At 56.7% G+C, this 24,985-nt stretch carries 25 protein-coding genes and 1 pseudogene; 10 read left to right on the top strand and 16 right to left on the bottom strand.

The features are described 5' to 3' along the window. The 3 genes from IGS16_RS18255 to IGS16_RS18245 form a co-directional block, all read right to left on the bottom strand. On the bottom strand, positions 1 to 283 hold a 283-nt coding region (locus IGS16_RS18255), incomplete at its 3' end, for a hypothetical protein (RefSeq protein ID WP_297087877.1). 484 nt (positions 284 to 767) lie between these two features. Then, complete coding sequence (locus IGS16_RS18250) at positions 768 to 1,181, bottom strand: heavy metal-responsive transcriptional regulator (protein WP_297087876.1); 414 nt, start codon at positions 1,179 to 1,181, stop codon at positions 768 to 770. Between the two features lie 93 nt (positions 1,182 to 1,274). After that, positions 1,275 to 1,982: a glutathione binding-like protein gene (locus IGS16_RS18245; RefSeq protein WP_297087874.1), complete on the bottom strand. Its 708-nt coding sequence runs from the start codon at positions 1,980 to 1,982 to the stop codon at positions 1,275 to 1,277. 209 nt (positions 1,983 to 2,191) lie between these two features. On the opposite strand from IGS16_RS18245, the gene IGS16_RS18240 reads away from it, so the two are divergent. Further along, on the top strand, positions 2,192 to 3,154 hold the full coding sequence (locus IGS16_RS18240) for a glycosyltransferase family 9 protein (protein WP_297087872.1): 963 nt from the start codon (positions 2,192 to 2,194) through the stop codon (positions 3,152 to 3,154). Positions 3,155 to 3,247: 93 nt separating this feature from the next. On the opposite strand, the gene rlmN is transcribed toward IGS16_RS18240, so the two are convergent. Next, positions 3,248 to 4,366 (bottom strand): 23S rRNA (adenine(2503)-C(2))-methyltransferase RlmN, encoded by a 1,119-nt coding sequence (gene rlmN, locus IGS16_RS18235; protein WP_297087881.1) that lies wholly within the window; start codon positions 4,364 to 4,366, stop codon positions 3,248 to 3,250. Between the two features lie 334 nt (positions 4,367 to 4,700). On the opposite strand from rlmN, the gene mnmA reads away from it, so the two are divergent. The 3 genes from mnmA to IGS16_RS18220 are packed head-to-tail and all read left to right on the top strand — an operon-like array spanning position 4,701 to position 6,518. Then, positions 4,701 to 5,786 carry a tRNA 2-thiouridine(34) synthase MnmA gene (gene mnmA / locus IGS16_RS18230; RefSeq protein WP_297087870.1) on the top strand — a complete coding sequence of 362 codons (1,086 nt, stop codon included), beginning with the start codon at positions 4,701 to 4,703 and terminating at the stop codon, positions 5,784 to 5,786. Between the two features lie 49 nt (positions 5,787 to 5,835). Next, positions 5,836 to 6,174, top strand: coding sequence for a DUF433 domain-containing protein (locus tag IGS16_RS18225; RefSeq protein ID WP_068507711.1), 339 nt, complete (start codon positions 5,836 to 5,838; stop codon positions 6,172 to 6,174). Continuing rightward, entirely contained in the window at positions 6,168 to 6,518 is a 351-nt protein-coding gene (locus IGS16_RS18220; protein WP_297087868.1) for a DUF5615 family PIN-like protein, read from the top strand. Before IGS16_RS18225 ends, IGS16_RS18220 begins: the two co-directional genes overlap by 7 nt. A 55-nt stretch (positions 6,519 to 6,573) precedes the next feature. On the opposite strand, the gene IGS16_RS18215 is transcribed toward IGS16_RS18220, so the two are convergent. Continuing rightward, positions 6,574 to 7,623: a dipeptide epimerase gene (locus IGS16_RS18215; RefSeq protein WP_297087866.1), complete on the bottom strand. Its 1,050-nt coding sequence runs from the start codon at positions 7,621 to 7,623 to the stop codon at positions 6,574 to 6,576. 34 nt (positions 7,624 to 7,657) lie between these two features. Further along, entirely contained in the window at positions 7,658 to 7,888 is a 231-nt protein-coding gene (locus IGS16_RS18210; RefSeq protein WP_068507719.1) for a hypothetical protein, read from the bottom strand. Between the two features lie 237 nt (positions 7,889 to 8,125). Here IGS16_RS18210 and IGS16_RS18205 point away from each other — a divergent pair, with 237 nt between their 5' ends. Beyond that, positions 8,126 to 8,605 (top strand): hypothetical protein, encoded by a 480-nt coding sequence (locus IGS16_RS18205; protein WP_297087862.1) that lies wholly within the window; start codon positions 8,126 to 8,128, stop codon positions 8,603 to 8,605. A gap of 54 nt (positions 8,606 to 8,659) precedes the next feature. Here IGS16_RS18205 and IGS16_RS18200 read toward each other — a convergent pair whose 3' ends face one another. Further along, the gene (locus tag IGS16_RS18200; RefSeq protein WP_297087861.1) at positions 8,660 to 12,196 is read right to left on the bottom strand and encodes a response regulator; all 3,537 of its coding nucleotides are present in this window, start codon (positions 12,194 to 12,196) and stop codon (positions 8,660 to 8,662) included. A gap of 243 nt (positions 12,197 to 12,439) precedes the next feature. On the opposite strand from IGS16_RS18200, the gene IGS16_RS18195 reads away from it, so the two are divergent. Then, positions 12,440 to 13,096: an N-acetyltransferase gene (locus IGS16_RS18195; protein WP_297087859.1), complete on the top strand. Its 657-nt coding sequence runs from the start codon at positions 12,440 to 12,442 to the stop codon at positions 13,094 to 13,096. Between the two features lie 383 nt (positions 13,097 to 13,479). Beyond that, on the top strand, positions 13,480 to 14,217 hold the full coding sequence (locus IGS16_RS18190; protein ID WP_297087857.1) for a hypothetical protein: 738 nt from the start codon (positions 13,480 to 13,482) through the stop codon (positions 14,215 to 14,217). 25 nt (positions 14,218 to 14,242) lie between these two features. Here IGS16_RS18190 and IGS16_RS18185 read toward each other — a convergent pair whose 3' ends face one another. Continuing rightward, positions 14,243 to 14,533, bottom strand: coding sequence for a DUF2470 domain-containing protein (locus IGS16_RS18185; RefSeq protein WP_297087855.1), 291 nt, complete (start codon positions 14,531 to 14,533; stop codon positions 14,243 to 14,245). A gap of 616 nt (positions 14,534 to 15,149) precedes the next feature. Here IGS16_RS18185 and IGS16_RS18180 point away from each other — a divergent pair. The 3 genes from IGS16_RS18180 (at position 15,150) to IGS16_RS18170 (ending at position 17,175) form a co-directional block, all read left to right on the top strand. Next, a complete protein-coding gene (locus IGS16_RS18180) occupies positions 15,150 to 15,632 on the top strand; it encodes a CYTH domain-containing protein (protein WP_297087879.1) in 483 nt (160 codons plus the stop codon). A gap of 137 nt (positions 15,633 to 15,769) precedes the next feature. Beyond that, positions 15,770 to 16,666, top strand: coding sequence for a M48 family metalloprotease (locus IGS16_RS18175; RefSeq protein WP_297087853.1), 897 nt, complete (start codon positions 15,770 to 15,772; stop codon positions 16,664 to 16,666). A 95-nt stretch (positions 16,667 to 16,761) separates the two neighbouring features. Beyond that, positions 16,762 to 17,175: a hypothetical protein gene (locus tag IGS16_RS18170; protein WP_297087850.1), complete on the top strand. Its 414-nt coding sequence runs from the start codon at positions 16,762 to 16,764 to the stop codon at positions 17,173 to 17,175. Between the two features lie 363 nt (positions 17,176 to 17,538). On the opposite strand, the gene IGS16_RS18165 is transcribed toward IGS16_RS18170, so the two are convergent. From IGS16_RS18165 to IGS16_RS18135, 8 genes and pseudogenes are all read right to left on the bottom strand, one after another. Then, positions 17,539 to 17,796, bottom strand: a complete 258-nt coding sequence (locus tag IGS16_RS18165; protein WP_297087848.1) for a GlsB/YeaQ/YmgE family stress response membrane protein — start codon at positions 17,794 to 17,796, stop codon at positions 17,539 to 17,541. Between the two features lie 279 nt (positions 17,797 to 18,075). Beyond that, positions 18,076 to 18,747 carry a DUF2834 domain-containing protein gene (locus IGS16_RS18160; RefSeq protein WP_297087846.1) on the bottom strand — a complete coding sequence of 224 codons (672 nt, stop codon included), beginning with the start codon at positions 18,745 to 18,747 and terminating at the stop codon, positions 18,076 to 18,078. A 178-nt stretch (positions 18,748 to 18,925) separates the two neighbouring features. Beyond that, a complete protein-coding gene (locus IGS16_RS18155; RefSeq protein WP_297087843.1) occupies positions 18,926 to 19,561 on the bottom strand; it encodes a DUF4230 domain-containing protein in 636 nt (211 codons plus the stop codon). 318 nt (positions 19,562 to 19,879) lie between these two features. Beyond that, positions 19,880 to 20,530 carry a pentapeptide repeat-containing protein gene (locus IGS16_RS22400; RefSeq protein ID WP_367185823.1) on the bottom strand — a complete coding sequence of 217 codons (651 nt, stop codon included), beginning with the start codon at positions 20,528 to 20,530 and terminating at the stop codon, positions 19,880 to 19,882. A gap of 228 nt (positions 20,531 to 20,758) precedes the next feature. Next, positions 20,759 to 20,959: pseudogene (locus IGS16_RS22395) on the bottom strand (DUF433 domain-containing protein); the annotation flags it as partial. A 40-nt stretch (positions 20,960 to 20,999) separates the two neighbouring features. After that, positions 21,000 to 23,057 (bottom strand): chloride channel protein, encoded by a 2,058-nt coding sequence (locus IGS16_RS18145; protein WP_297087839.1) that lies wholly within the window; start codon positions 23,055 to 23,057, stop codon positions 21,000 to 21,002. Between the two features lie 169 nt (positions 23,058 to 23,226). Continuing rightward, entirely contained in the window at positions 23,227 to 23,640 is a 414-nt protein-coding gene (locus IGS16_RS18140; protein ID WP_297087837.1) for a hypothetical protein, read from the bottom strand. 153 nt (positions 23,641 to 23,793) lie between these two features. Beyond that, positions 23,794 to 24,966 (bottom strand): 1-deoxy-D-xylulose-5-phosphate reductoisomerase, encoded by a 1,173-nt coding sequence (locus IGS16_RS18135; protein WP_297087835.1) that lies wholly within the window; start codon positions 24,964 to 24,966, stop codon positions 23,794 to 23,796. Positions 24,967 to 24,985 lie beyond the last annotated feature (19 nt).

The raw sequence follows: 24,985 nt of genomic DNA, 5'->3' as shown, positions 1-24,985 counted from the left end.
GGTTGCTCCGCATTTCGCGGTGCAGGCAGCGCAGCACTTCGCCGGGTTGCTCGGCGTTGAGGACGATGCCGTTGGGCGGGAATTCCAGGGCGCGGGTCCACTCAAAGCGTTCGGCGTAGCGGAGCAGGTGCAGCCGGTCGATCGCCAGTTGCGCGTCTTCGGGCAGGCCGATGATGTAGTGGCGCAGGCGGCGACGGTGGGGCAGTTCGCAGGTGAGCGGCGGCAGCGAAAACTGGGTCGCCTCCGAGCGTGGGGACGACCAGGTGTATTGAATTGTCAGCATTTGGGGTTTCCTCCAGGAAACGAGTGGGGTAGGAAACCCCGAAATGTTGGCCGCCCCCGGAGGTGAAGCACTGGGACAGGGCGGCCTACAATGGACGCAGCCCTGAGACAGGCGGTGACTGTCGAGGGGTCAGGCGTTGGTGGGTGTTGCGAGCACCTGCCAATGCCGTGGATGACTAAACGACCAAAATTTCGGGGGAAAGGTAAGCCGCGCTGACTTGGGGTCATTCACAGCTTGATGGACGATTGTACTGGATGCGATCGCCCCCGTCAATTGCCCGATCAAAAGAGGGCGACTCAACCCGAGATTTGAACTCGAGCAGTAAGTTCGAGTCGTAACCCGCCACCAAGGCGCTCAAAAGAGGGCGACTCAACTCGAGATTTGAACATCGGTGGACAATGGCGCGACCAGCGCAATGGGCGATTACGGGAGAAGGTTGGGTGGCGCAAGCCGAATAAACCTTAATCCGTTAATCACCAGAATCCTAACTCTGCTGGATAATCGGACAGATTGTTTCCGCTGAAGCGGTTGGCGCTACCTGCCAGCCGGACAGCAACCCGCCCAGTTCTTGCTTGAGAATTTGAAGCTGTTGAATCTGCTGCTCGATTTCAAGTAACTTATCTTCCAGCTTTTCGCGAATATGATCACAAGGTAAGTTTCCCTGATCGTAGACTGCTAGGAATTCCTTTATTTCCATCAGGCTCAACCCCAGGCTTTGGGCGCGTTTGATGAAGCGCAGCCGAGCCAACACGTCTGGGGCAAATAGCCGATAACCGCCTTCTGTTCTGCCAGAGATTTTCAGCAAGCCCAACTCGTCATAGTAGCGAATCGTCTTGATGGGCAGACCACTTGCTCTGGCAACTTCACCAATTCGCATTGTTTTTTCGTGCGTGAGCATACTCGATTCCGCCAAACTCGTACCCCCATCATAAACTCTCCAGTTGGCTGGAGAGACGAGGAGGGATGGAGACCTGGGCGCAAGTGGAGTTGCTTATTCTCCGGGTTGTGAGATCGAGGCGGCGGTTTGCCCAAAGAGGATCTTGCGGCTGTCGTCGTTGAGGGTGGGCGTGTTGCTGAAGGGCTGCCCCTGCTCGTAGGCGCGGATGACGGCGGGGCGATCGCGCATCGTTTCAAACCAGCGTTTCAGATTGGGGAAGTCCTCCAGGTTTTGCTGCTGCCGCTCGTAGGGCACGATCCAGGGATAGCAGGCCATGTCTGCGATGGAGTATTCGCCTGCGATGTAGTCGCGCCCCTGCAACTGCCGATCGAGTACGCCGTAGAGCCGATTGGTTTCGTTCACATAGCGGGCGATCGCATAGGGGATTTTTTCTGGCGCGTATTGCGAAAAGTGATGGTTTTGCCCGGCCATGGGCCCCAGCCCGCCCATCTGCCAAAATAGCCACTCGGTGACGGTCTTGCGCCCGCGCACAGTGTTCGGCAGAAACAGCCCCGTCTTTTCTGCCAGATACAGCAGAATCGCGCCCGACTCAAAGATGGAAATTGGCTCGCCGCCATCGGCCGGAGCTTGGTCGATGATGGCAGGTATCCGGTTATTCGGTGCAATTTTGAGAAAGTCGGGCTTGAACTGGTCGCCCGCGCCAATGTTTATAGGCACAATGCGATAGTCCAGCGCCGCTTCTTCCAGAAAAATCGTGATCTTGTGTCCGTTTGGGGTGGGCCAATAGTAGAGGTCGATCATACGATTGCATCGGGGTTAAGGGGGGGGAGATCACGCAGCCAGCGCAGAAACCTAGGGGTGAAAGGTCTGCTGAATCCCGCTTTATTCTAGTAGACAGGGCGCTGGCTCAGGTTCATGCAAACTCCATACGACTCCGCTGCTCTGGATACGATCGCCCCTTGCCGTCTTGCTGTAAGCTTTTGGGGGAGATGTATGAGTAACCAAGTGGTATGAGAGTTGTGGCCCTTGTTCCGGGAGGGATTGGTGACCAAATCCTGTTCTTCCCCACCCTGGATGATCTAAAGCAAGCCTATCCTAATGCGGAGATTGATGTGGTGGTGGAACCCAGGGCCACAAGCGCCTACCGGGTCAGCAAGTCGGTCAGCGATGTGCTGTCGTTTGACTTCAAAGACAACAATAGCCCGGCGGATTGGGCAAACCTGCTGGGCGTATTGCGCGATCGCTACTACGACGTGGCGATTTCGCTGGGGCAGCGCTGGGGCGTGGGGCTGCTGCTGTGGCTGACGGGTACGCCCAAGCGCATCGGCTATCAGAGCGGTTCGAGCGGTCTGTTTCTCACCGATGCAGTGCCGCTTAACACCGACCAGTATGCGGCTGCGATGTATCACGACCTGCTGAAGGGGCTAGGCATCGACACGCCCTGTCCCGACCCGTCCATCAGCATTCCCAAAAAAGATCTGGACTGGGCCGAGGCCGAGCGGGCGCGGCTAGGGCTGGGCAGCAGCGGCTATGTGCTGATCCACGGCGGCTCTAGCCAGCTTGCCAAAACCAAGGGCATCGACAAGATTTATCCCGTCGAAAGCTGGCAGATGATTATTCAAGACTTTCAGACCAAGCAGCCCGACCTGCCGATCGTGGTGGTGCAGGGTCCCGAAGATGAGGCGTTTGTGGCGACGCTGACGCAGGTTGCCCCCGGTATCAAAGTCACCTCGCCGCCCGACATCGGCAAACTCGCCGCCATGATTGCCGGAGCAAACCTGATGCTCTGCACCGACAGCGCCCCCATGCACCTGGCCGTAGCGCTGAAGGTCTTCACCCTGGCTCTGTTTGGCCCCACCGATCCAGAAAAGCTGCTGCCCAAGAGCGATCGCTTTGCAGGCATCAAGTCGCCCACGGGCAAGATGGCCGATATTGATCCGAAGACGGTGCTGGCTAAGGTGTGGGGAGGTTGAGGGAAAAACGAAAAAACGAAGAACGAAGAACGAAAAACGAAACTTCTTCTCTCTTCGTTTTTCGTTCTTCCCTCTTCTTTCTTCCCTCCTCCCCTACCCCCTCCTCGCCCGCAACTGCCCACAGGCCGCATCCGCCTCTAGCCCGCGCGAATAGCGGACGCTGACGGCGATGTGATGATCCTGGAGCGATCGCACGAATGCTTTAATCCGCCGCTCGTCGGGGCGCTGATAATCGACTTCGCTGATGGGGTTGTAGGGAATCAGGTTGACGTGGCTCTGGAAGCCGCGCAGATGGTGCGCCAGTTCTTCGGCGTGTTCGGGTTCGTCGTTGAGTCCCGCCAGCAGGATGTATTCAAACGTGACGCGCCGCCCAGTGTGCTGGACGTATTCGCGGCACTCGTCGAGCAATGCTTCCAGAGGATAGTGCTTGGCGCTGGGGATGAGGGCTTCGCGGGTGGGCTGGTTGGAGGCGTGCAGGCTGACGGCCAGCGTCACCTGGAGCTTGTGCTGGGCCAGGCGGCGGATGTGGCCAGGAATGCCCACGGTGGAAATCGTCATCGTGCGCTGACCAATGCCCACGTCCGTATTGAGCGATCGCACGGCTGCCAGCACATTGTCCGTATTCAGCAGCGGCTCACCCATGCCCATAAACACGATATTGCTCACCCGCTGCCCAAAGTCTTCTTGCACCGTTAGCACCTGGTCGATGATTTCGTGTGCCGCCAGGTTTCGCAAAAAGCCGCCCTTGCCTGTGGCGCAAAAGTCGCACGCCATCGGGCAGCCGACCTGGGAAGAGACGCAGACCGTCAGGCGGGTCAGGTCTGAGGAAGTGTAGGCATAGGTGGGCATTCCGACGGTTTCGATGATGTGGCCGTCGGCCAGGCGCAGCAAAAATTTCACCGTGCCGTCGGGGGCAGTGGCGCGATAGTGGATCTGCGATCGCCCGATGGGATAATCTGCCAGCGCTGCTCGCCACACCTTGGGAAACACGGTCACGTCCGAGAGCGATCGCGCACCCTGTTGATAGAGCCATTGATAAAGCTGCTTGCCGCGATAGGCGGGCTGTCCCTGCTGTTGCACCCACGCGGTCAACTGGTCGAGCGACTGGCCCAGCAGCGGTGCCTGGAGCGAGTCGTCCGCAGGTGCAACGGTGGATTCGGCAGCTTCCGCCGATGACAGATCGGCGGGCAGCGTGGAAGAGTCGGAGTGGATGGATGGCATCAGGGCGGCAGAGGGCAGAAAGTTGGCACGCTTTCCATTATCGCTTGCGGTTTAAAGGACGGGGCGATCGCCCCCACCATATGCTCCCACTACACGCCCCCACCATACGCTCCCACTACACGCCCCCACCATACGCTCCCACCATACGTCCCCAAGATGTGCCTTCACCATGCGCCTCCAGCACGCGCCTCACCCCAAACCTGCCACCCAGCGTTTTGGACTAGAATTTAAAAGCTCTCAGCCTAAAAGCTCTTAGACGCTTAGAAAAGCGATTGAGCAAGCTGTCAAGCCCAGAACTTGTACTTCCCCTCACCCGCAAATCAAAATGACCAAAATTGTTGTCGGCCTCTCCGGCGGCGTAGACAGTTCCACCGCTGCTGCCATTTTGCACCACCAGGGCTATGACGTGGTGGGCGTGACGCTGTGGCTGATGAAGGGCAAGGGGCAGTGCTGCTCGGAGGGCATGGTGGACGCGGCGCGGCTGTGCGAAGAGTTGGGCATTCCGCATCACATCATCGATAGCCGCGATCTGTTCCAGGAAAATATTGTGGACTATCTGGTGGAGGGCTATGGCGCGGGCATTACGCCGCTGCCCTGTTCGCAGTGCAACCGGGCGGTGAAGTTTGGCCCGATGCTGCGCTATGCAAAAGAGGAACTGGGCATCGATGCGATCGCCACGGGGCACTATGCCCGCATCAGCCACAACCCCGAAACCGGGCGCTACGAGCTGCGCCGCGCCGTAGACCTGAGCAAAGATCAGTCCTATTTTCTCTACGACCTGCCGCAAGACGTGCTGGCCCACGTCCATTTTCCCCTCGGCGACCAGACCAAAGCAGAAACGCGCCGGGTGGCGTCCGAGTTTGGGCTGCATACTGCCGAAAAGCCCGAAAGCCAGGACTTGTGTCTGATCGAGGCGCACGGCTCCATGCGTGATTTTTTGGATAAATATCTAGCTCCCAAGCAGGGCGATATTGTCGATCAGTCGGGGCGCGTGCTGGGGCAACACGACGGCATCCACCATTACACCATTGGTCAGCGCCGGGGCATTGGCGTGGCGGCGGCGGAACCGCTGTATGTCGTGGGCATCGACGTGGGGCGCAATCAGGTGATTGTGGGCGATCGCGCTAGTGTTCATCAGGCAGAATGCACCGTGCAGCGGGTCAACTGGGTGTCCATTGCCGCGCCCAGCGGCCCGATCCGCGCTCTGGTGCAGCCCCGCTATCGCGCCACGCCCGTCCTTGCGACGCTGGTTCCACTCAACGACGACGCGACTCGCCTGAAGATTACCTTCGACGAGCCGCAGTTTGGCATTACCCCCGGGCAAGCCGCCGTGTGGTACGACGGCGACGGGCAAGACTCTGCGAAGGGCGATCGCGTTTTGGGTGGCGGCATCATCGAAGTGCAGCCCTAAGTGCAAGCTTTTATCTGCAAGCTTTTATCAAAGTTTGGGAGAACTGTGAATGACGCTGAAGATTGCCACTAGCCCAATCCCATTAACACTGGATGCAAACGGAGTTGTCAGAGTCGGCGGCACTCGTGTAACCCTGGATACCGTTGTGGCAGTTTTTCAGCAGGGAAGTACGGCTGAAGAAATTGTTTATCGGTATCCATCTCTCAAGTTGGCAGATGTGTATGCCACGATTGCCTTCTACCTCAACAATACAGAGGCAGTCGAGCGCTACTTGCAACAGCGACAGCAGCAGGCTCAACTGATCCGACAGACAAATCAATCCCGGTTTGATCCTCAAGGCTTGCGAGATAGACTCCTTGCCCGTAGAGCAGAGCAATTTCCATGTTGAAGTTGCTTGCAGATGAAAACTTTGACAACACGATTGTCAGAGGACTGATTCGCAAAAAACCTAAAGTTGACATCGTACGTGTACAGGACTGCGATTTATCTGGCAAAGATGATCCAACCGTTTTGGCATGGGCCGCTCAGCAAGAGCGCATCTTGCTGACCCACGATGTTTCAACTATCACGCGCTACGCCTACGAGCGAGTAAGAGATGGACAGCCCATGCCAGGAGTGCTTGAAATCAGCGTCTTTGCACCGATTGGTCCAGTGATTGACGATATTCTGCTGATTGTGGAATGCAGTTTGCAAGAGGACTTGGAAGGACGGATTTACTACCTTCCTTTTTAGAGACTTCCTCTTTAGAGAAACAGAGACAGGCTCAAGATAACAGAAATTGCAACTGTTAGTTCTGGCTGCAAACCACGCCCAGTCCAGGGCGATCGCCCGGAATCAGCCGTCCCTCCTGCATTTCCGCACCGCGAAACGGATCGTCTAGCAAGTTCAGATGGCTATCCAGATCGACGTGGGTGGCAAAGGGCGTGAGGTGGGCGGCGGCGGTGTTGGCCAGCGTGCTGTCAGAATAGCAGCCAAACATCAGTTGCAATCCGTAAGCCTGGGCCGTGTGAACCATTGCTAGCGCCTCGCTCAGTCCGCCGGACTTCATCAGCTTGATGTTGATGCCGTGGATGCGATCGCCCAGTTTGGGAATATCGGCGCGGTCAAAACAGCTTTCGTCGGCAAACAGCGGCAGCGGCGACTCGCGGTAAAGCCTGGGCAAATCGGCTTCCTGACCGGGCGCAAGCGGTTGCTCCAGATACGTAACGCTGCGCTCTGCCAGCCAGTGGCTCATGGCGATCGCCCCTGGCAAATCCCAGCCGCCGTTGGCATCCACACTCACCTTTGCGCCCGCTGGCACGTCTTGCAGCACCGCTGAGAACATGGCGCGATCGGCCTCCAGCCCTGCCGGACTGCCCAGCTTGATTTTCACGGCGTAAACCTGGGTCAGCTCCAGCCAGCCCCGGAGCCGCTGCTGGGCGGCTTCTGGTGTGTTGATGCCGATGGTGACGGAGGTCGGCACGATGCGATCGCGCTCCAGCCCCCACAGTTTCCACAGGGGCAGTCCTGCTTTTTTGCCCAGCCAGTCGTGCAGCGCCAGATCCAGTGCAGTCCGGGCAGCCGAAGGCAGTTGCAGTTTCCTCAGACGAGCGGCGATCGCCTGCTGGTCGTAGGGCGTATAGTCTGCTAGGTGCGGTGCAGCAGCTTCTAGCGCAGCGGCGATCGCGTCGGTGGTTTGGGGCGATCGCCCAGCCGCAAAGGGCGACGCTTCGCCCCAGCCTTCAACGCCATCATGTTCCAAAATCAGCCACAGGTTTGTGCTTTCGGCGGTGGTTCCCCGGCTGATGGTCAGCGGCACTCGCTTGTGGACTGTAAACGGCTGAACCCGGATCTGCATGAAGAATTCTGAGTAATCTGTCTCAAAAATTGCGTCAGGATTGGGTCGAGCCGACTTCCTCCTCTGCCCTTTCTAGCATATTGTTTTGAAGCTGCTGCTCATGCAACCGCTGCTCGGTCAAGGCTTCTCGCGCTTGTTCAGCAATGCAAGACTCGCCAGCCGCAGCCAGTTCTTCTTCGGCACGCTCCAGCATGTTGTCTTGCAGGTTTTCGGCGTGCTGGCGCTGTTGTGCGAGGCGTTCGCGGGCCTGATGGTCAATGCTCATGGGAAAATCCTCCAGGTGTACTCTAACCAGATGTACTCTGAGATGTAGCGTTCGAGTCCAAACACGGAAATGAGTTCAGCCGCCTACTTTCCTTGTACTTTGATTTAGGGGCTGCAACCTCAAAACGTAACTAAAGTTACGACTGTGGCGATCGCCCGCGTTGAGACACCGAACATCCTGCCACCTCTTTCGCCCTCACTTCAGCCCGTTCACAGCCTCTCCAGTTAATCTCCAGTAATGAGCAGCTTTCCTCCTCCCCCCTCCCAAACCCGTCTCGAAATTTTGCAGCGCTTTCGGGTTTCTTACCTGCTGTGGACGCTGCTATTTGCAGCGCTGGCGATCGCCGCCGTTGCCTGGCGCTGGAGCCGGGGCACAGACTTTGCCGATGGAGTGCCCTTTCGCCAATCGGTGCCCATTCTTCTGGCGGCCGCCGGTCTGGTCAACGGCATCTCGTTCTATTTCCAAAATCGCTATGTGCGCCACTTGCTAAAACAGCCCAATATTGCCCAAACGTTTTACCTCGGCCGCTTCACGCTGCGGTTCTACGCAATTAACCTGGCGGTTGCGCTGGCACTGTCGATTCTTGGGTTTTATCCGCTGCTGCTGCTGCTGTTCTTTTACTGGATCTACCCGATGATGGTCTGGCTGATTCCCTATCACCTGATCACAGGCGCAATTTTGGGACGAGAACTCCGGCAAGGTCTGGGGCGATTTTAGATTTTGGATGGGCGATTTCGGATTGGCGATTTTGGATGGCCAGCTTGGATTGTCTTATCCTTCTGCCTTGGCGATCGCCTCGTCTAGGTGATCGATGCGAATGGCGAAGGTCAGCACAGTCTCGTCTACGCCCTTGAGTTCTAGCGGGCTGAACTTGGTAATCGTGTGCTGATCCAGGTAATCAGCCACGGCGGCAGAAACCAGAATCGTATCGGGTTCGGCAGCTTCCTGGATGCGGGCAGCGATGTTGACGCTGGGGCCGATAGCGGTGTAGTCGGTGCGCTCGGAGCCGCCGAACATGCCGACGACGGCCGTGCCCTGGTGGATGCCACAGCGAAACTGGACGCGGCTGATGCCCTGGGCTTGCCAGCGCTCGTTGAGCTTGTCGAGGGTGCGATACATCTGCTGAGCAGCGGCGATCGCCCGTTTTACCTGCTCATTTGGGCTAATTTCTTCGGGCGCACCAAAGATGGCCAAAATTGCGTCGCCCATGAATTTATCGACCGTGCCGCCATGTTCAAAAATGGCGTGGGTCATTTCGGTCAGGTACTCGTTCAGCAGTTCGGCCACCCGGCGCGATCGCAGCGTGTTGGACAACTGCGTAAAGCCGATAATGTCGCTAAACAAAACGGTGATCATGCGCGGCTCTGGTCGCAGATCTAGCGCCAGGTTGCCCCGTGCCGCTTTCTCCACCAGCGATGGCGGCAAAAATCGCTTCAGCACCGATTCCGTCAGGTAAGTGTTTAGCTCTGCCACGCGCCGCTCGCTCTCTTTCAGGGCCAGCAGGTTTCGCACCTCGGCCACCAGTTCTCGTGCATTAAACGGCTTAGAAAGATAGCCGTCTGCTCCCTTTTCGGCTCCTTCAATGCGGGTTTCTTCGTCGGCCTTGGCAGTGACCAGCACAATGGGTGTTCCCCTCAGGTCGTCGTCCTGACGCACCATTTGAATCAATTCCAGCCCTGACACCAGCGGCATCATCAGGTCGGTCAGGATGAGTTGCGGACGATGCACCTGCGCTGTCATAAAGCCTTCGGCTCCGTTGCGGGCGGTGATCACCTGATAGCCCGCCTGCTGCAACACACTGGACACGTAGCCGCGCATGTCAGCGTTATCGTCTACCACCAAGACCGTGCTTTGTGAAGTGGCCGCAGTTTGGGCGAGGGGCAGCGACTCCAAGGCCGGTGCGCCCGTAATCTGGGTCGGGGGAGCGCTGGGGGAAGGGGCGATCGCCACGGGTCGCTGCTCTGCATCTTGGGCAAGCGCTAGATCGCCCTCAATATCCGCCAGTTCCACCGTAGAGCGGCTATGCTCCAACTCAGCGGGAATCTCAATCACCTGCTCAGATGGCAGATGGGTCAGCCCCGTTTGCAGCCACACAATAAAGGACGTGCCCTCGCCATAGACCGATTCCACTGTCACCTGGCCGCCGTGCATTTCGACCAGTTCCTTCACCAGTGCCAGTCCCAAACCGCTGCCTTCGTAGCTGCGGCTGGCCGAACCGTCGGCCTGGCGGAACCGCTCAAACAGATGAGGAATCTGGTCAGCACGGATGCCGATGCCCGTATCCTGCACCCGAATCTGGCAGTGATCCCCCGCTGGAGCCACAGTGACAGTAATCGTGCCGCCCGACGGCGTGAACTTCATGGCGTTCGACAGCAGGTTATATAGCACCTTGTCAAACTTTTCGACATCCAGATACACCGGGGGACACGGCTCCAGATGGGTAATCAGATGAATCTGCTTTTTCTCGCAGTAGGGGCGGAAGCTGTCGATAATCTGGCTGGCAAAGTCGCGCAGGTCGCAGGGGCGGAAACTGGGCTGCATCCGGCCAGCATCCAGCCGCTGGAGGTCGAGCAGTTGATTTACCAGTCGCAGCAGGCGACGCGAGTTTCGCAGGGCGATTTGCGACTGCTCGAAGCTGAGGCCCTGCTGTTGAGACACAGCCGACTCTAGCGGGCCGATGGTGAGGGTCAGCGGGGTGCGAAATTCGTGGGATACGTTCTGGAAAAACTCGGTCTTTTGGCGATCAAGTTCCAAAAGCTGTTCCGCCTGTTGGCGAGTTTTTTGATAGAGGCGCGACTGCTGCACGGCGATCGCCGCTTGGACGGCCACGGCCTGGGCTAGCTCGATCTCGTCTGCCGACCACTGGCGCGGCTGGTGCATCTGGCGCAGCGAAATGCTGCCGATAATCTGGCCATCGCTGAGCAGTGGCACCACCAGCAGGGCACGGGCGGGCGATCGCAGCGGCAGATCGGGCACGTTTAGCTCTGGGTGCTGGCTGAGGTCGTTGATTACCACCGGAGCCTGGGTAGACAGCAGCCGTTGCAGCACGGGATTACCCGAAATAGGCACCAGCGACAGCGGCAACTGGTGACGTGAACTGGGATCACTCCGTCCCCATTCATCCAGCGGTAACCCGGAGGACACCTCTTTGCCGTCGTGGGTCAGCTCGTGCAAGCCAACGCACTGTACAAACTCGTTTCCCTCTGTCCACAGCGACAGGGCACAGCCATCGGCATGAATTGCCTGCCCCAGCTTTTGAGTAATGGCAGAGAAAATATCCTGGGGATCGAGGCTAGAGCGGATCGCGGTGGTGATGGTGTTCACCAAAGCTTCTCGACGAGCGAGCGATCGCACCTGTTCATAAGCCTTGGCCTGAGACAGCGCCAGGGCCGCCTGATCCGACACCATCACCACCAGTTGCACCTCGTCGTCTTGCCAGGTGCGCGGCGCTTCGCACTGGTGCAGCGCCAGCACTGCCATTAACTCCTGCTGACAGATCAGCGGCACCACCAGGCTAGAAGCAATGTTGGCAGCGCGATAGGCTTGCTGTCCGGCTTCGGTAGGGCAGGTGGCCAGCAGTTCCGCTTCGGCGCGGGCATCGTAGATGACCTGCACGTCTCGCGTTTCCCAGACGGTGTGGGCGAGGCTGCTGATATCATCCAGTCGGTAGGCCAGGTCGGTGTGTTCCTCGGCTTCGGTAACGCGGCGAGAGCGATAGACAAACACCTCGCTCCCCAGGCGGTTGTCGTGAACCGGCCGCAGCAGGCAGCAGTCCACCTCAAACATGTGTCCGACGGTTTCCACAATGGTTTGCAGGATCTGCCGATAGTTCAACGCTCCACGAATGGTGTTGGTGACGGCGTTCAGCAAAGATTCCTGACGGAGCGATCGCTGCAATTCCTGAGTGCGCGTTTTCAGGACATTGTGCGTGTCTACGGCTTGCCGCACCACGCCCTTCAGTTCCTCATCGTCCCAGGGCTTGGTGACATACTTGAAGACCTTGCCGGAGTTGATGGCTTCGACCAAATCCTCTACATCGGTATAGCCCGTGAGGATAATCCGGATAATGTCCGGGTACTGGGTTGCGGTCAAGCTCAGGAATTCCGTCCCGCTCATAGACGGCATCCGCTGGTCGGAAATGATCACCGCCACGCCGCCCTCGCTGGCCAGAATGTTGAGCGCTTCTGGCCCGCTCTCTGCCCGCAGCACTTTGTACTCACGGTGAAAGGTGCGATAGAGCAGGTCTAAGTTATCGGGTTCGTCATCGACGACCAGAATTTTGGGCTTGTTGGGATCTATTGCCGCCATGCATCGCGCTCCTGCTGGGAGTTCATCGCTCTCAAGGGACGGCTAGAAATAGTGTGCCGCATAGAATTCAACGTGCTGCCAAACTGTGAACACCAAATGCACCACGGACTTACCTGATTCTTAGCGTTCCCAATCTAGCAATAGATGTAACTGTAAATGCCAGACGCGCAATAGTAGGGGAATACTGAGAAGAATCAGAATAGCTGCGACTCGTTTTCGCTCGTTCTAGAATGGGGAGATGCAGTGATTACGGGCGTGGCCGTGGGTCGAGACGTATTTTTATCGGCGTTGCTGGCTGGGTTGATGGGTGATCCGCGCGGGATGCCCCAAGTAGATGAACCTGGAACAATCTTAATCCGAACAGCGCGATCGCGCGACCTGCCCGATCTAGCCGAGGTGCTGGCAAGCAGTTTTCACAATCCAGACGGGCTGCTGGGCTGGGCCTATCCGCTGTTTCGAGCGGGTATTTTGGACGATTTGCGCGGCCGGCTGCATCGCAAAACGCCGCACTATACCTGCCTGGTCGCTGTTGAGCAGCACGGCAGCGACGACACCCTGACCGAGCGCGTGGTGGGCACGCTGGAGATGAATCTGCATCGTCCTGCATTTTGGAATGTGGTGGGCGATCGCTATCTTTATATTTCCAACCTGGCAGTGCGGTCGGGCTATCGGCGGCGGGGCATCGCGCTGCAACTGCTGCGAGCGTGCGATCGCATCGCGGCAGAGTGGGGCTTTGCAGCACTTTATTTGCACACGCTGGAAAACAATACAGCAGCCCGACTGCTGTATGAAAAGGCGGGCTATCACGTCAGCAAATCTGAGTGGAATCCGTTTACCTGGGCAATGGGGCAACCCCAGCAGCTTTTCTTGCAAAAACGCCTGTCACAGCCACAGGGATAGGTCACAGCTACAGAGATAGCACTTATAGAATGCATTGAGCAAATGCATCGTATCAGTTCTACCATCGGTTCTACATTCAGTTCTATGCCAGTGGAGAGGTGCCGATCGCAACGGTGGAACAATCTGCACTTCTTGACATCTTTAAAGTTTATTGGCTGATCTGCGCTCGCCCGGCCAATCCGGCGCAATTGAGGATATGAGGACTTTTCAGGGGAGTTGGCTGGACAGCGCTAACGCAACTTTACGAGAGGTTTAAATTGTCGCATCCAACTTTTACTGGGGCTTTATAAAGCTCTTATGGGTTCCGATGCGTTCTGGATTTGCTGCCCTTAGAATTAACTCTAGACATGGACTGCTGTCTGTCCTCAGAGCTTCGTGGGAACATGCTGGATACCGCTAAAGGGAACCGTCAAGATTCTGCTCGTCAAGCGTCTGCTGCTATCAGCGATCGCGATTTACACCATTCATCCACTCGTGTGACAACTCAGCAGAATGGGTTGCTGGACAATGCGGAGATTTCTCAGCCTGTTACGAAGGGCGATCGCACAAATCCCACAGGTTCAGACTATCCTTCTAGAGAGAGCCTCCAATCGTCCTCTGGCTCGGCCTCGGCTGAGCGATCCCCTAGCGAATCCGCTGCGAACACCTCCGTGCAAATTATTGACTGCACAAATCCAGACGAGCTTTTGCGCTATATCCAAGAAGGGCGAGTGCTTGCGGTCAATAAGCGCAAGCGCAACGGACTCGTTCTCTACAAACAGTTCCACGCTGAGTTTGCTGGGCCTGGTGCAGCGGTCGGCGGCGTGTTTGATGCAGACTGCCAAAAGGTTATCCCGGTGGGCAACCTGTCGCTAGTTGCTCCAGAAACCCACGAAGAGCGCCAGGAAGCTTACCTAATTCGGCGACAGTGGATTCGCCTGACGCAGCAGTTTACCGACACCTCTGAGGCGATTCAGCGGGCCAAAAAGATTTTGAACCAGTTTGAAACCTACTTCGACGCGCCTACTATTGCTCGCATTCCTGACGAGTCCTTCGCGCTGATGGTCGGTGTCATGCCCAGCACCGTTCGCCTGGCCCGCCGCCCCCCTGCTGGCAAGGTCAGCGTCAAAGTGCGGGGCTAGCAGGAGAAAAATACCCCCTGCGCCCTTATTCGCCGTGTGTCTGCGATCGCGCTTGGCGCACCATTGCAATCAGCGTTTGATGGGCATCTTCCGAGTCTTGCAGCGTATGGTCAAAGGTGACGCGCACAGGAGTCGCGGTTCCCGCTTGTTCCGCTTCTAGCGTCATGCCCTCTGGGTCAATCGACACCATCTTCGCCGCCGTGGCCGCCGCTGCCCCGCCGTAGACCTTGGCGTAGAGCAACACCGCGTCGGCGTGGTCTTCGTTCATGTGCTTACAAATGCGATCGCTGATTGCGGGAGAAAGTACGTCGGCCATAAGGGGTTTGGGGGTTTAGAAACTGAAGTTGAGGGTAAAGGATTTAGAGAACGAAAAAAATGGCTTAGAGTCTCGCCTTAGCGGATATCAAGAGCGGATATCAAGAGCGGATATCAAGACGCAGCTTAGGACGCAGACAGCCCGCCACTCAAAAAGAATACACCTAGCCGAAATAAGCTGCTGGCAATAAACGCTAAAAGCAAAAACAGAATCACTACATTCACGACGTTGCGAACAGACTGCATAAGGTTTCAGACCCTCAGATAGAGCTAATAGAGCCAACAGACATTAGGCTGCATAAGTCAGGTTTTAGGGTGCGATCGCAGGACTTGAGTGGTTTTTCAGATCCATTTCACCCAACCTCTAGCGCTAGCCTGTTCTCTATAACCCTATCAAGTTTGCGTCCCCGTCGTAATCTGAATGACCTAAAGCCAATCTCTGGTTGTGATAGAACCTGTGCAGGTATTTCATGGGCTGCTTTCGAGTCCTGCGTTCTGAGTTCCAACGTGACTACCCAGTGGTTTAGTAATCACCGCTGCCCATGAAGTCGCTGAGAAGCCGAGCAGAACCCTGGATTGGCGATCCAAAAATCAGCAATCTAAAACCCAAAATCGATATGGCGCAGGAAATCGAGCGAAAATTTCTCGTGGTGGGCGATCGCTGGCGTGGGCTGGCGGAAGGCACGACCTATCGCCAGGGCTATCTGCTGTCGGGGGCAGGGCGGACGGTGCGGGTGCGGGTTGCAGGAACGCGGGGCTTTTTGACGATTAAGGGCGCAACGGAAGGAGTATCGCGCAGCGAGTTTGAGTATGAAATTCCTCTGGCGGATGCGGAGGAATTGTTGGATACCCTGTGCGATCGCCCGCTGATCGAGAAAACTCGCTACAAAATTCCCTACGAAGGGCTGGTCTGGGAAGTGGACGAGTTTTGGGGCGACAACGACGGGCTAATTGTTGCCGAAGTGGAACTCTCTAGCCCCGACCAAACGGTGCAACTTCCCGACTGGATTGGCGAAGAAGTCTCCCACGATCCGCGCTATTTCAACGCGGCGCTGGTGAAGCATCCCTACCGCCAGTGGCACCCCGCTCCAGGATCGTGATCCTTTTTCCGCTAGATCTAACACTGCCCAATACGGAAAACCGCCCCAACTTTAACGGTTTTTTCCTCACGATCAGCGATCCCCGACTCGTACAATTTGAGTGCAAAATAGCGGGTGAGTTGCGATAGGAGCCGGATATGAACCAAGTAAAAACCCTGGCGCTGTTGAGCCTGTTGAGCGGGCTGCTGGTTGGCATTGGCTGGATGCTGGGTGGTTCCAGCGGGGCGCTGATTGGACTGGCGATCGCCGCCTTTACAAACCTGATGTCCTGGTATTCGTCGGATAAGATTGCGCTGGCTGCCTATCAGGCACAGCCGATTACCGAAGCCGAAGCACCGGGGCTGTATGCAATGGTGCGGCGGCTGTGTGAGCGGGCAGACCTGCCGATGCCTCGGATCTTTGTCATTCCCTCTCCGGGAGCCAACGCCTTTGCCACCGGGCGCGACCCAGAACATGCGGCGATCGCCGTTACACAGGGCATCGTGCAAATGCTGACAGAGCCGGAGCTAGAAGCCGTCATTGCCCACGAACTCAGCCATGTCCGCAACCGCGACACGCTGACCCAAGCTGTAGCTGCAACGGTTGCTGGGGCGATTTCCTGGCTGGCGCAGATGATGCAGTACAGCTTGATGTTTGGCGGCATGGGCAGTCGCGACGAGCGCGAGGGCGGCGGCAATCCCCTGGGGCTGCTGTTCACCGTTCTTCTAGCGCCGCTGGCCGCCAGCGTGATTCAGATGGCGATTTCCCGCACCCGCGAGTTTGAGGCCGACGCTGGCTCCGCCCGGATGACGGGCAATCCCCGTGCCTTGGTGAGCGCGCTGCAAAAGCTGGAGGCAAGCGCCCGACAAATGCCGCTGCGGGCCAATCCTGCGTTTGAGCCGCTGCTGATTATGAACGCTATTCCTCAACAATTTCTCTCCAGCCTCTTTTCGACCCATCCAACCACCGAAGCCCGCATCGAAAATCTGCTGCGGGTCGAGCAGGAGCTTTTGGCAACTGGAGACTCGGCAACGCTGAAGTCGTCTGGATTCTAACGTGTTGCTGAGACTGTCATTTCCTAAGGCTGTCATTTGAGCCTGCCGCAATCCGAACTCATCCACTATTTTTTAGGTTTTTAGGAGGCAATGCGATGACCTTTGATCCAAATTCACCGAATGGGTCTGACCAAGAGCCAATCGTCCTGGAAGCGCGACCCGCTACGGGCGACCACGGCTCTGCCTTGGAAGGGCTGGATGAAATTCAGCGAGAAACTAAGGCGCTGATTGATGCCATCACGCACCGCGCCCAGGAGGAAGCCCATTCCGCAGGGGAGTTTACTCGCGAAACCTATCTCAAGGTGGTGCGCCAGGCCCGCGAGGCCGTTGAGCAAAACCAGCTTTTCAAGCCTGATGAATTGGAGCAGTCGATCGACTCGATTCAAAAGGAAGCGGAGAAAAACTGGAATGCGCTGGTGAGCGAGGTCAATGAACTGGGCGATCGCCTCTCAGAAGCGGCCAAAGCCGCCTGGGAAAAGCTGATGCAAGATCAGACACCGAAGTCGTAAATTCTGTTGTAAGTCCCTTGTTCGCACTGAGCCAGACCGGCTCTGTAAGCATCGCCCACACGGCGACCTGACTACAATCTCGGCGTTAGGAGTAGAGGCAGGGACTGGTTTAATTCGGAAAGCTCTAGGCAGATGCTCTCTGAGGTTGCATGATTCCCATCCTGACAGGCACTCATTCAGCCTCTCTGGGTAAGTCGTTATCGAACCAATCTCTGGAAACCTCGATTTATTGGAACCTCGATTTATTGAATGTTGCCCGGGTACAGCCTCAAACAAGACATTAAGCAAGACCAAGGTGAAGCCTCAGTGAAATACGGGCAGTCATATCAATTTTTCGAGGTTCCTATCCCTGTCTCAAGCGACCTAGGCAGCGCGAGTGAATGCACCCCACAGGAAGATCAACAGCATTGCCCCGATCACTGCCAGGATAATGCTGGTCAGATTCAGCCCTGTAACGGCTCCACCCAACAGCACCGTGCCCAGCCATCCGCCCAGCATTGCACCCAAAATACCCAGCAGCGTTGTGGCAAAGATGCCGCCGCCTTGCCGTCCTGGATAAATTAGCTTTGCCAACGCGCCCGCGATGAAGCCCAACACCAGCCAAGTCAACAGATTAGCCATGATTTTTCTCCCACAGTTTAAAGAACAAATTGATCTCAACAGCCGACAAACCTGCTCAGTCAGTAGAAGCGTTTAATTCAATGGAAAGCAGTGCGTTGACCCAATATTTCGGTACAACGCATAACCCGCTTTGGAAAATTAAAAAACGCTGCACAGGGCGATCGCTCGATATCCCCTGTTAGTTTTGCAAACTTGCTTGATATGTTGAATGTTACGAGATCACATGTCAGCAAACTTCATTCCGCAGGGATATTAAGCTGCGATCGTCCGTTGTTGCGGCTATCCCTCCAGGGAGACTTCTGGGGCGGCTTCTGAGGTGGCAAATTCGGTGGCACGGGCAAGGGGCGGGCGAACGGATAGGTAGACCAGCGGCCCCAGCAGGGGAACCAGCGCGATCGCCCAGAACCAGCGGCTTCCAAGACCCCGCCGCGCCAGGTCATCTTGCAGCAGCACCGGAAACAGCGCCGACAGCGCTACAAAATCCAGACTCATGACGTGGATAAACTTGCTGGTTTGCCACTGCTGCACAAAATCAGTCCAGTCGCCCTGCGTAAAGCCGTAGAGCAAGAGGGCGATCGCCCCTAGCAGCAGTACGCGCCCTGTCCACACCGAATCCATCACTCGAATCAGCCAGGACGTTTCGCCGATAAAAGTGGGATTTGGCTTTCGCAGTGCCAGATAGGGCAACAGAGCAAACGCACCGACGGCAAAGCTACCCGCCGCAAAGGGAAACGCCCGCACCTTTTGCCCACGCCCGTCGGCATACAGCACCGCGCTGTAGACGAGCGGCCAGATGCCCATCAAATTAAACAGCGCAATTACCAGCGGGTTAATGCCATCCCACTGGCCCGTTGAGAGGTTCTGAATCAGGCTAAGCGTTTCAGGGCGATCGGGCGGTGCGAGAAAGGTTGCGTAGGCGATGAAGCTGAGCCAGAGGAGCCAGTAGAGCATGGTGGAGTGTTGGGGTGTTGGAGAGGCTTCTGTTCTTGTGCCACAGGGGATGGGGAGAAAGCAAGCGGCGCAGGGGAGAAATGAACAAGCTGGAAAGAGCGATCGCCCCATCCAGCCTGCCCAGTTGATTCACGATTGATTTCAAACCCAATGATTTCAAACCAAAACCCTTACAAGGCTAGGCAGCGCAATTCCCTGGCTCCACCTCCACCGTCACCGTGTTAAACCCTGCCTTGTTTAGAATCGTCCTGATCTGTTCTCTGGCGCTGCTATTGGCGGCTTTGAACAAGTTGCCGCTGCACGCTTTTTCACGGATGATGGCGAGTGCTTGGTGCTGCGCTTCTTCGTATAGCTCCGCAGTTGCAGCAGGGCCAAACCACGAGCGGTAGTCGTCGATTTTTGAACTCCGCGCAATGTCGAGATTGATGTTCAAAATCCGAGGAGCGGGCAATTCGGCTTTGATGACGCGATTCTTGAAGTCGAGATCTGAAACCACCAAGTCTTTCAGGTTAAAGCCTGCCTGCACCGTGCCCACGCCTTCATAGATCAGGCTGGTTTTTCCGATAGGAATGCCCAACTTTTTGGCGACTTCTTCCACCTTGACTGTGGCATAGCCATCCGTCGTGGCAGCAACAAACTCACTGGCATTTTCCACGCCGCTAAAGATTAAGTTTCGCACACTTTCAGTCGTCACGATCTGGGCCGGACGGAACAGCGAAAACAGCAGCATTGCCAGCACTGCAAAACCCACCAGCCCTGCGCCAATGTAAACCTTCGCGCGATCGCCCAGCCGCTCCACAACCCCTTGAGCCATTTTCAAAATACCCAACGAATTCATGTTTGCTCCTTTAGCGTCTTGATTCGGACTCTGGACTCTGTTTTTCAGGAGTGAAGCCAATAGGTGATGCCAGTTCTCAATGAAGCACCACTGTCTTCTATAGTCACACTTCTATAATCACCAGTCACACTTCTATAATCACAAGCGTTTTCGAGTTTTGTCATCCAGGAAATCACAAAGATTTTGAAATCCGCTCATGGCTGATAACAACCAGACCAGACCCTTTAACTCCTCGGATTACCCATCTTTAATCCATAAGCAACCACCTATTTATGAATAGTTATAAATAGACCGCTAGGGAAGTGATTTCATTCCAGCGGATGCTGGATCAAAGCCTTCAGGAAATTGAGTCGGGCAGGGATGAATGGGCGGATAGGTAATATCTACACACAAACTCCTGGACGTTTTTTCGTCGGAATAAAAGGCTCCTTGAAAGTTGGTTTCATCCAGTCTCGTCCCTTGTAGATTGGCTGCGCCCAACTTCGCCCCTCGCAAATTCGCTTCTTCCAAATTTGCCCCTTGCAAGTTGGCTCCCCATAGAACTGCGCCTTCCAAATTCGCTTCAACCAAGCTGGCTTTGGGGAGCTGAATTCCGGCCAGGTAGGCCTTTGCCAAGTCCACCCCGTCCAGGCTTTCAGGTTCCCACTTGGAACATAGCCAATCTTCAGAGATGCAAATCCAGGGAAAATGCAAACGCCAGTTGGCCCCCGGCGAAGCATTCAGAAACTCCAGAGCCAGGATGCGTCCTCCATTTCCGCTTTGTCCTTGGGCGTTGGTGATGGTCTGCCAGGCTGCATAAACCTGATCATCGCGCCGCTGTTTTTCTAAGCCGATGTAACTAACGACAGCAATGATGAGGCCAAGGTTGCCCAACAATCCCAGCAGGCTGATTAAGGCCTGATTTTCTCCCCAGGAAAGTAGCGGTTCCCAAATCCGCTTCTCCATCCAGACAAAGGGTTTAAGCAAGGCGCTGGGCTGCGGGGCGGGCGGAGTTTGTCCGATTTCTTGGGACGAAACTGGATCATCGACATGCTGCTGAGCGTTGATCGAGGTTTCGGAATAGGCGGGGCTGATGGGGTGGAGAATTGGCGAAGAGAGGCTTGCAGTTCTAGAGGGTTCACTGCCAGAGGGTTCACTGCTAGAGGCTTCATCTCTAGAAATAGATGAACCGTAATGACTGCGATCGGCCGCAAATTCCAGGCAAGCCCTGATATCTGTTTCTGTCAGTTCTGGGAATTTATTGACAATTTCAGCGATGGATTGTCCGTCGGCAAGCCAGCCCAAAACGTCATATACCGTGATACGTGTGTGGCGAATGTATGGAGTATCGCCATGCTCATCAGGTTTGATTGTGATAACACTACGATTGCTCATCGCGGAAAAATTGCGGCAGAAGGATTGCGAATGATGAATATTAGGATCTAACTTTACCAAGGCTCTCGGCATCGATAGAGTTTTCAACGCCTAGAGAATTTGGCAGAATTTGGCTCTCGATCTCGATTTTTTCCTCTGGCAAGGCGATCGCCTTGCCGTTTCGTTCTGCCAGGTCAGCCTGCAAATCTTCCGACGACTCCTCGCTGTCGCCCAAGGCTTTGGTGATGCGGGCCAGGCGGGCGGCGGTGGTGATGCTCTCTTCGGTGAGCAGACCGATGACATGGGTGGGGTGGTCGCGCTCAACGACGGGGATCTGGTGCAGTCCGCGAGTGCCCATGCGGGCGATCGCCTCTTTCACCGTTTCGTCGTGATAGGCAAACAGCACATGAGTTGTACAAAGCTCGCGGATGGGTTGCTGGAGTAGGTCGGGGTCTTCTTCAGACTTGAGAATCAGTCGATTCACATCGCGCAGGGTCAAGATGCCCACCAGTTCCTCGTCGCCGCTGAGATAGTCCAGATTGTTGAGGTGATCGACGTTATCCAGCCCTGCCAAATTGTCCATTACCAGAGCGCAGGTGGCCCGCTGATCGATCAAGGTGCGGGCGGCCTGCACCAGTGACAGATCGGCCGACAGCTTGAGGGCAATTGGCTGCAAAGCATCGACCACCAAAAGCGATGCAGGGACGGATATTCCGGCGATTGTCTCCTCTGGGGCTTCTTGCTGTTCGCCGTCGGAGTCCATCAGTTTGGTGGGTTGCAGGGTTTCCACCAGCCAGATGCTCAGCCCTACCGCCGACATCAGCGGCAAAATGATGCGATAGTCTTGCGTTAGCTCAAACAGCAGCAGGATGGACGTGAGCGGCGCGCGCACGCTGCCGGCCAGCACCGCCGCCATGCCCACCATCGCATAGGCGGGCGGCGAGGCCATGTAGGGATGCAGCACGGGCAGGGCGATCGCCAAGGTTTTGCCATACACCAGCCCTAGCGACGCGCCCAGAAACAGCGCGGGCGCAAACACGCCACCCACAAACCCGCTGCCAAAGCTGATAGCCGTCATCACCAGCTTTAGCCCCAGTAGCGCGATGACCATTCGCAGGGGAAACTGCACGTCTTGCAAAATGGACTCAACGGTTTCATACCCTACGCCCAGGATTTGCGGAAACCACAGCGCCACGGCCCCGACCGCAATGCCGCCCAGCACCGGATGCAGCGGATGGGGGATTTTCGCCAGCCATTGAGTTCCCGGCAGTTGCCCTTGAAAGGCTTGTTGGGCGATCGCCATTGCCTGTCGATAGAAAATGGACACCAAACTGGCAAATACTCCCAACCCCACATACAGCGGCAGTTCCAGCAGACTCCGCACCTCATAAGCAGGCAGCGCAAAGGCAGGCTTTGCCCCCAGCCCAATCTGCGCGATCCATGCCGCCACCACCGCCGACAGCAGCACCACACTCGCCGATGACGGGGCAAACAGGCTACCCAGCACCACTTCCAGCGCAAAGAACACCCCGGCGATCGGCGCATTAAACCCCGCCGCCAACCCCGCCGCCGCGCCCGCGCCCAGCAGCAACATTTGCCGCTCTTGCGATACCTTTAGCGCTTGCCCCAGCAGCAGGCTAAAATTTGCGCCAATTTCTACACTGGGCCCTTCCGGCCCTAGAGAAGCACCGCTGCCCAGCGATATCGCTGCCGCCACCATCTTGCTTACGGGCTTCAGCGGGACAAGCTCTTTGCCACCCTGCACCGTTTCCATCAGCGCCGACAGACCCGGCCCAAAGCCCTGCACGCCCCAGCGAAGTCCGCCCACCAATAGCCCGCCCAAAATCGGCAGCAGCGCCAGCGTCCAGTGTCCCCAAACGGACAGCACGCCCGCCACGCGACCCAGCATGAGCTGGTTGACTAGGTGAATTAAATAGCGGAACGTGACTACGCCCAGCCCTGCGCCTGTGCCAATGAGCAGCGCCAGCCCTAGCAGCCGAGAGTCAGGGGTCGGTTGAAACCGGGTCAGCACAGCGCTGAGGCGCAGCGGCTTGGCAAGAGCTGCGCCATCGGTTGCGCTTGGCAAAATGGGCCCCACAGTTTGAGGAGAAGCGGGCATGGCGGCGAGTTGGGGGCGAGAAACGGCAGACCTATCTCTATTCTGTGGGATTCTGCACCAAAGGCGATCGCCCTCAACGCTTCAATTTGCCTAAATCCTCAGCGAAGCAGAACGAATAGATTTGCCCTAATTTTCTTCTGTCAAGTTTTGTCAAGCTGGCTAAACTGGCTCACCAGCGCCAGTGATTTTTGCCGCGCCAAAACACGCCGATGATCAAGCCCATCAGCGCAACTTGACTGGGTGGCAGCAGCGAGGGAATACCAGAGAGCGATCGCACCCACACCATCACCACCAGGCAAGCAATCAGCCCCCAAAGCACACCCAGATTAATAAAAATCTGCCGCTGAAAGTGATCCAGCAAATGCACTGCCAGCGCTCCCACGCCAATGGCAATTGACAGGACAATCAGCAAATCCAGCGGCGGCGAAAAGATCAGGGCATTCGCCCGCGCCACAAAGGGCAGTCGAGAATCGCCCCACCACAGCAACAGTTCCACCGCAAACAGCCCAATTACGGCATAGCCCGCCGTCTGAAACAACGGCAGCCAGGGCAATTGCTTGATTCTGCGGAGGGGGTTGGACATTGCGAGGGAACTTTGGGCTGTGAGAGCTTCAGACGGACAGGAGCGAGAGACTGACAGGAGCGATGTTGCAGGTTTTGCGTATTGCAGACGACAACTGGCGCTTCCCATCATTCATTCCATCATCCCCTAATCTCCGTTACCTTGCATCCCCCATTACGCTACCAAGCGCTGACTCGCCGACAGCACCGCCTGCCGCGCCCACTGATCGGCTACAAGGATGTCGTCGAGGGTGGGCTGGGGCAGATTGTGCGGATGATGGCGATCGCACGCTTGCTCAATCAGCCGGGGAATGTCGAGAAACTGGATTTTTTCCCGCAGGAACAGATCCACCGCCTGTTCATTAGCGGCATTCAGCACAGCGGGCATAGAACCTCCTGCCCGTCCCGCCGCATAGGCCAGCCCCATGCAGGGATACTTCTGATGGTCGGGGGCACGGAAGGTAAGATCGCCACATTTCACCAGGTCGAGTCGTTCCCACTGGGTCGGCACCCGGTCGGGATAGGACATGGCATAGAGCAGTGGCAGGCGCATATCGGGCAGCCCCAACTGCGCCAGCACGGAAGTATCCTCTAGCTCAATTAGCGAGTGGATAATGCTCTGGGGGTGGATGACGATTTCGATATGGTCATAGTCCAGCCCAAATAGGAAATGCGCCTCGATTACTTCCAACCCTTTGTTCATCAGGGTGGCAGAGTCGATGGTGATTTTACGCCCCATCGTCCAGTTGGGGTGCTTGAGCGCGTCGGCAACCTTAACAGTGGCCAACTTTTCGACCGGCAAATCGCGGAATGCGCCGCCCGATGCTGTCAGCAGGATGCGCCGCAGCCCGCCCTCTGGAACCCCCTGGAGGCACTGGAAAATGGCGGAATGCTCGGAATCTGCGGGCAATAGCTTCACGCCATGCTTTTGCACCAGCGGCAGCACGACCGGGCCGCCCGCAATCAGGGTTTCCTTGTTTGCCAGCGCAATGTCTTTGCCCGCTTCGATGGCAGCAATGGTGGGCAGCAGCCCCGCACATCCCACAATCCCCGTTACCACAGCTTCGGCATCGCCATAGCGGGCGACTTCGACTACGCCATTTTCGCCCGCGAGCAGGATGGGTTGCGGCGTGAGGTCGGCGATCGCCTCTTTCAGCTGGGGCAACAGCGCCGGATCACAAATTGCAGCAATTTGGGGGCGAAACTGGCGAATCTGCTGAGCCAAGAGGTCTACGTTTCGCCCCGCCGCCAGCCCCACAATCCGAAACTGGTCGGGATATTGGCTCACAATGTCCAGGGTCTGGGTGCCGATGGAGCCAGTGGAGCCAAGCAGAGTAATCGCTTTCACAATTGCTTAAGGAATGAGC

Source organism: Thermoleptolyngbya sp. C42_A2020_037, from assembly GCF_015272455.1.
Taxonomy (GTDB): domain Bacteria; phylum Cyanobacteriota; class Cyanobacteriia; order Elainellales; family Elainellaceae; genus Thermoleptolyngbya.
The sequence above is the reverse complement of the archived record's forward strand: the minus strand, read 5'-3'. Positions and strand labels throughout refer to the sequence as shown.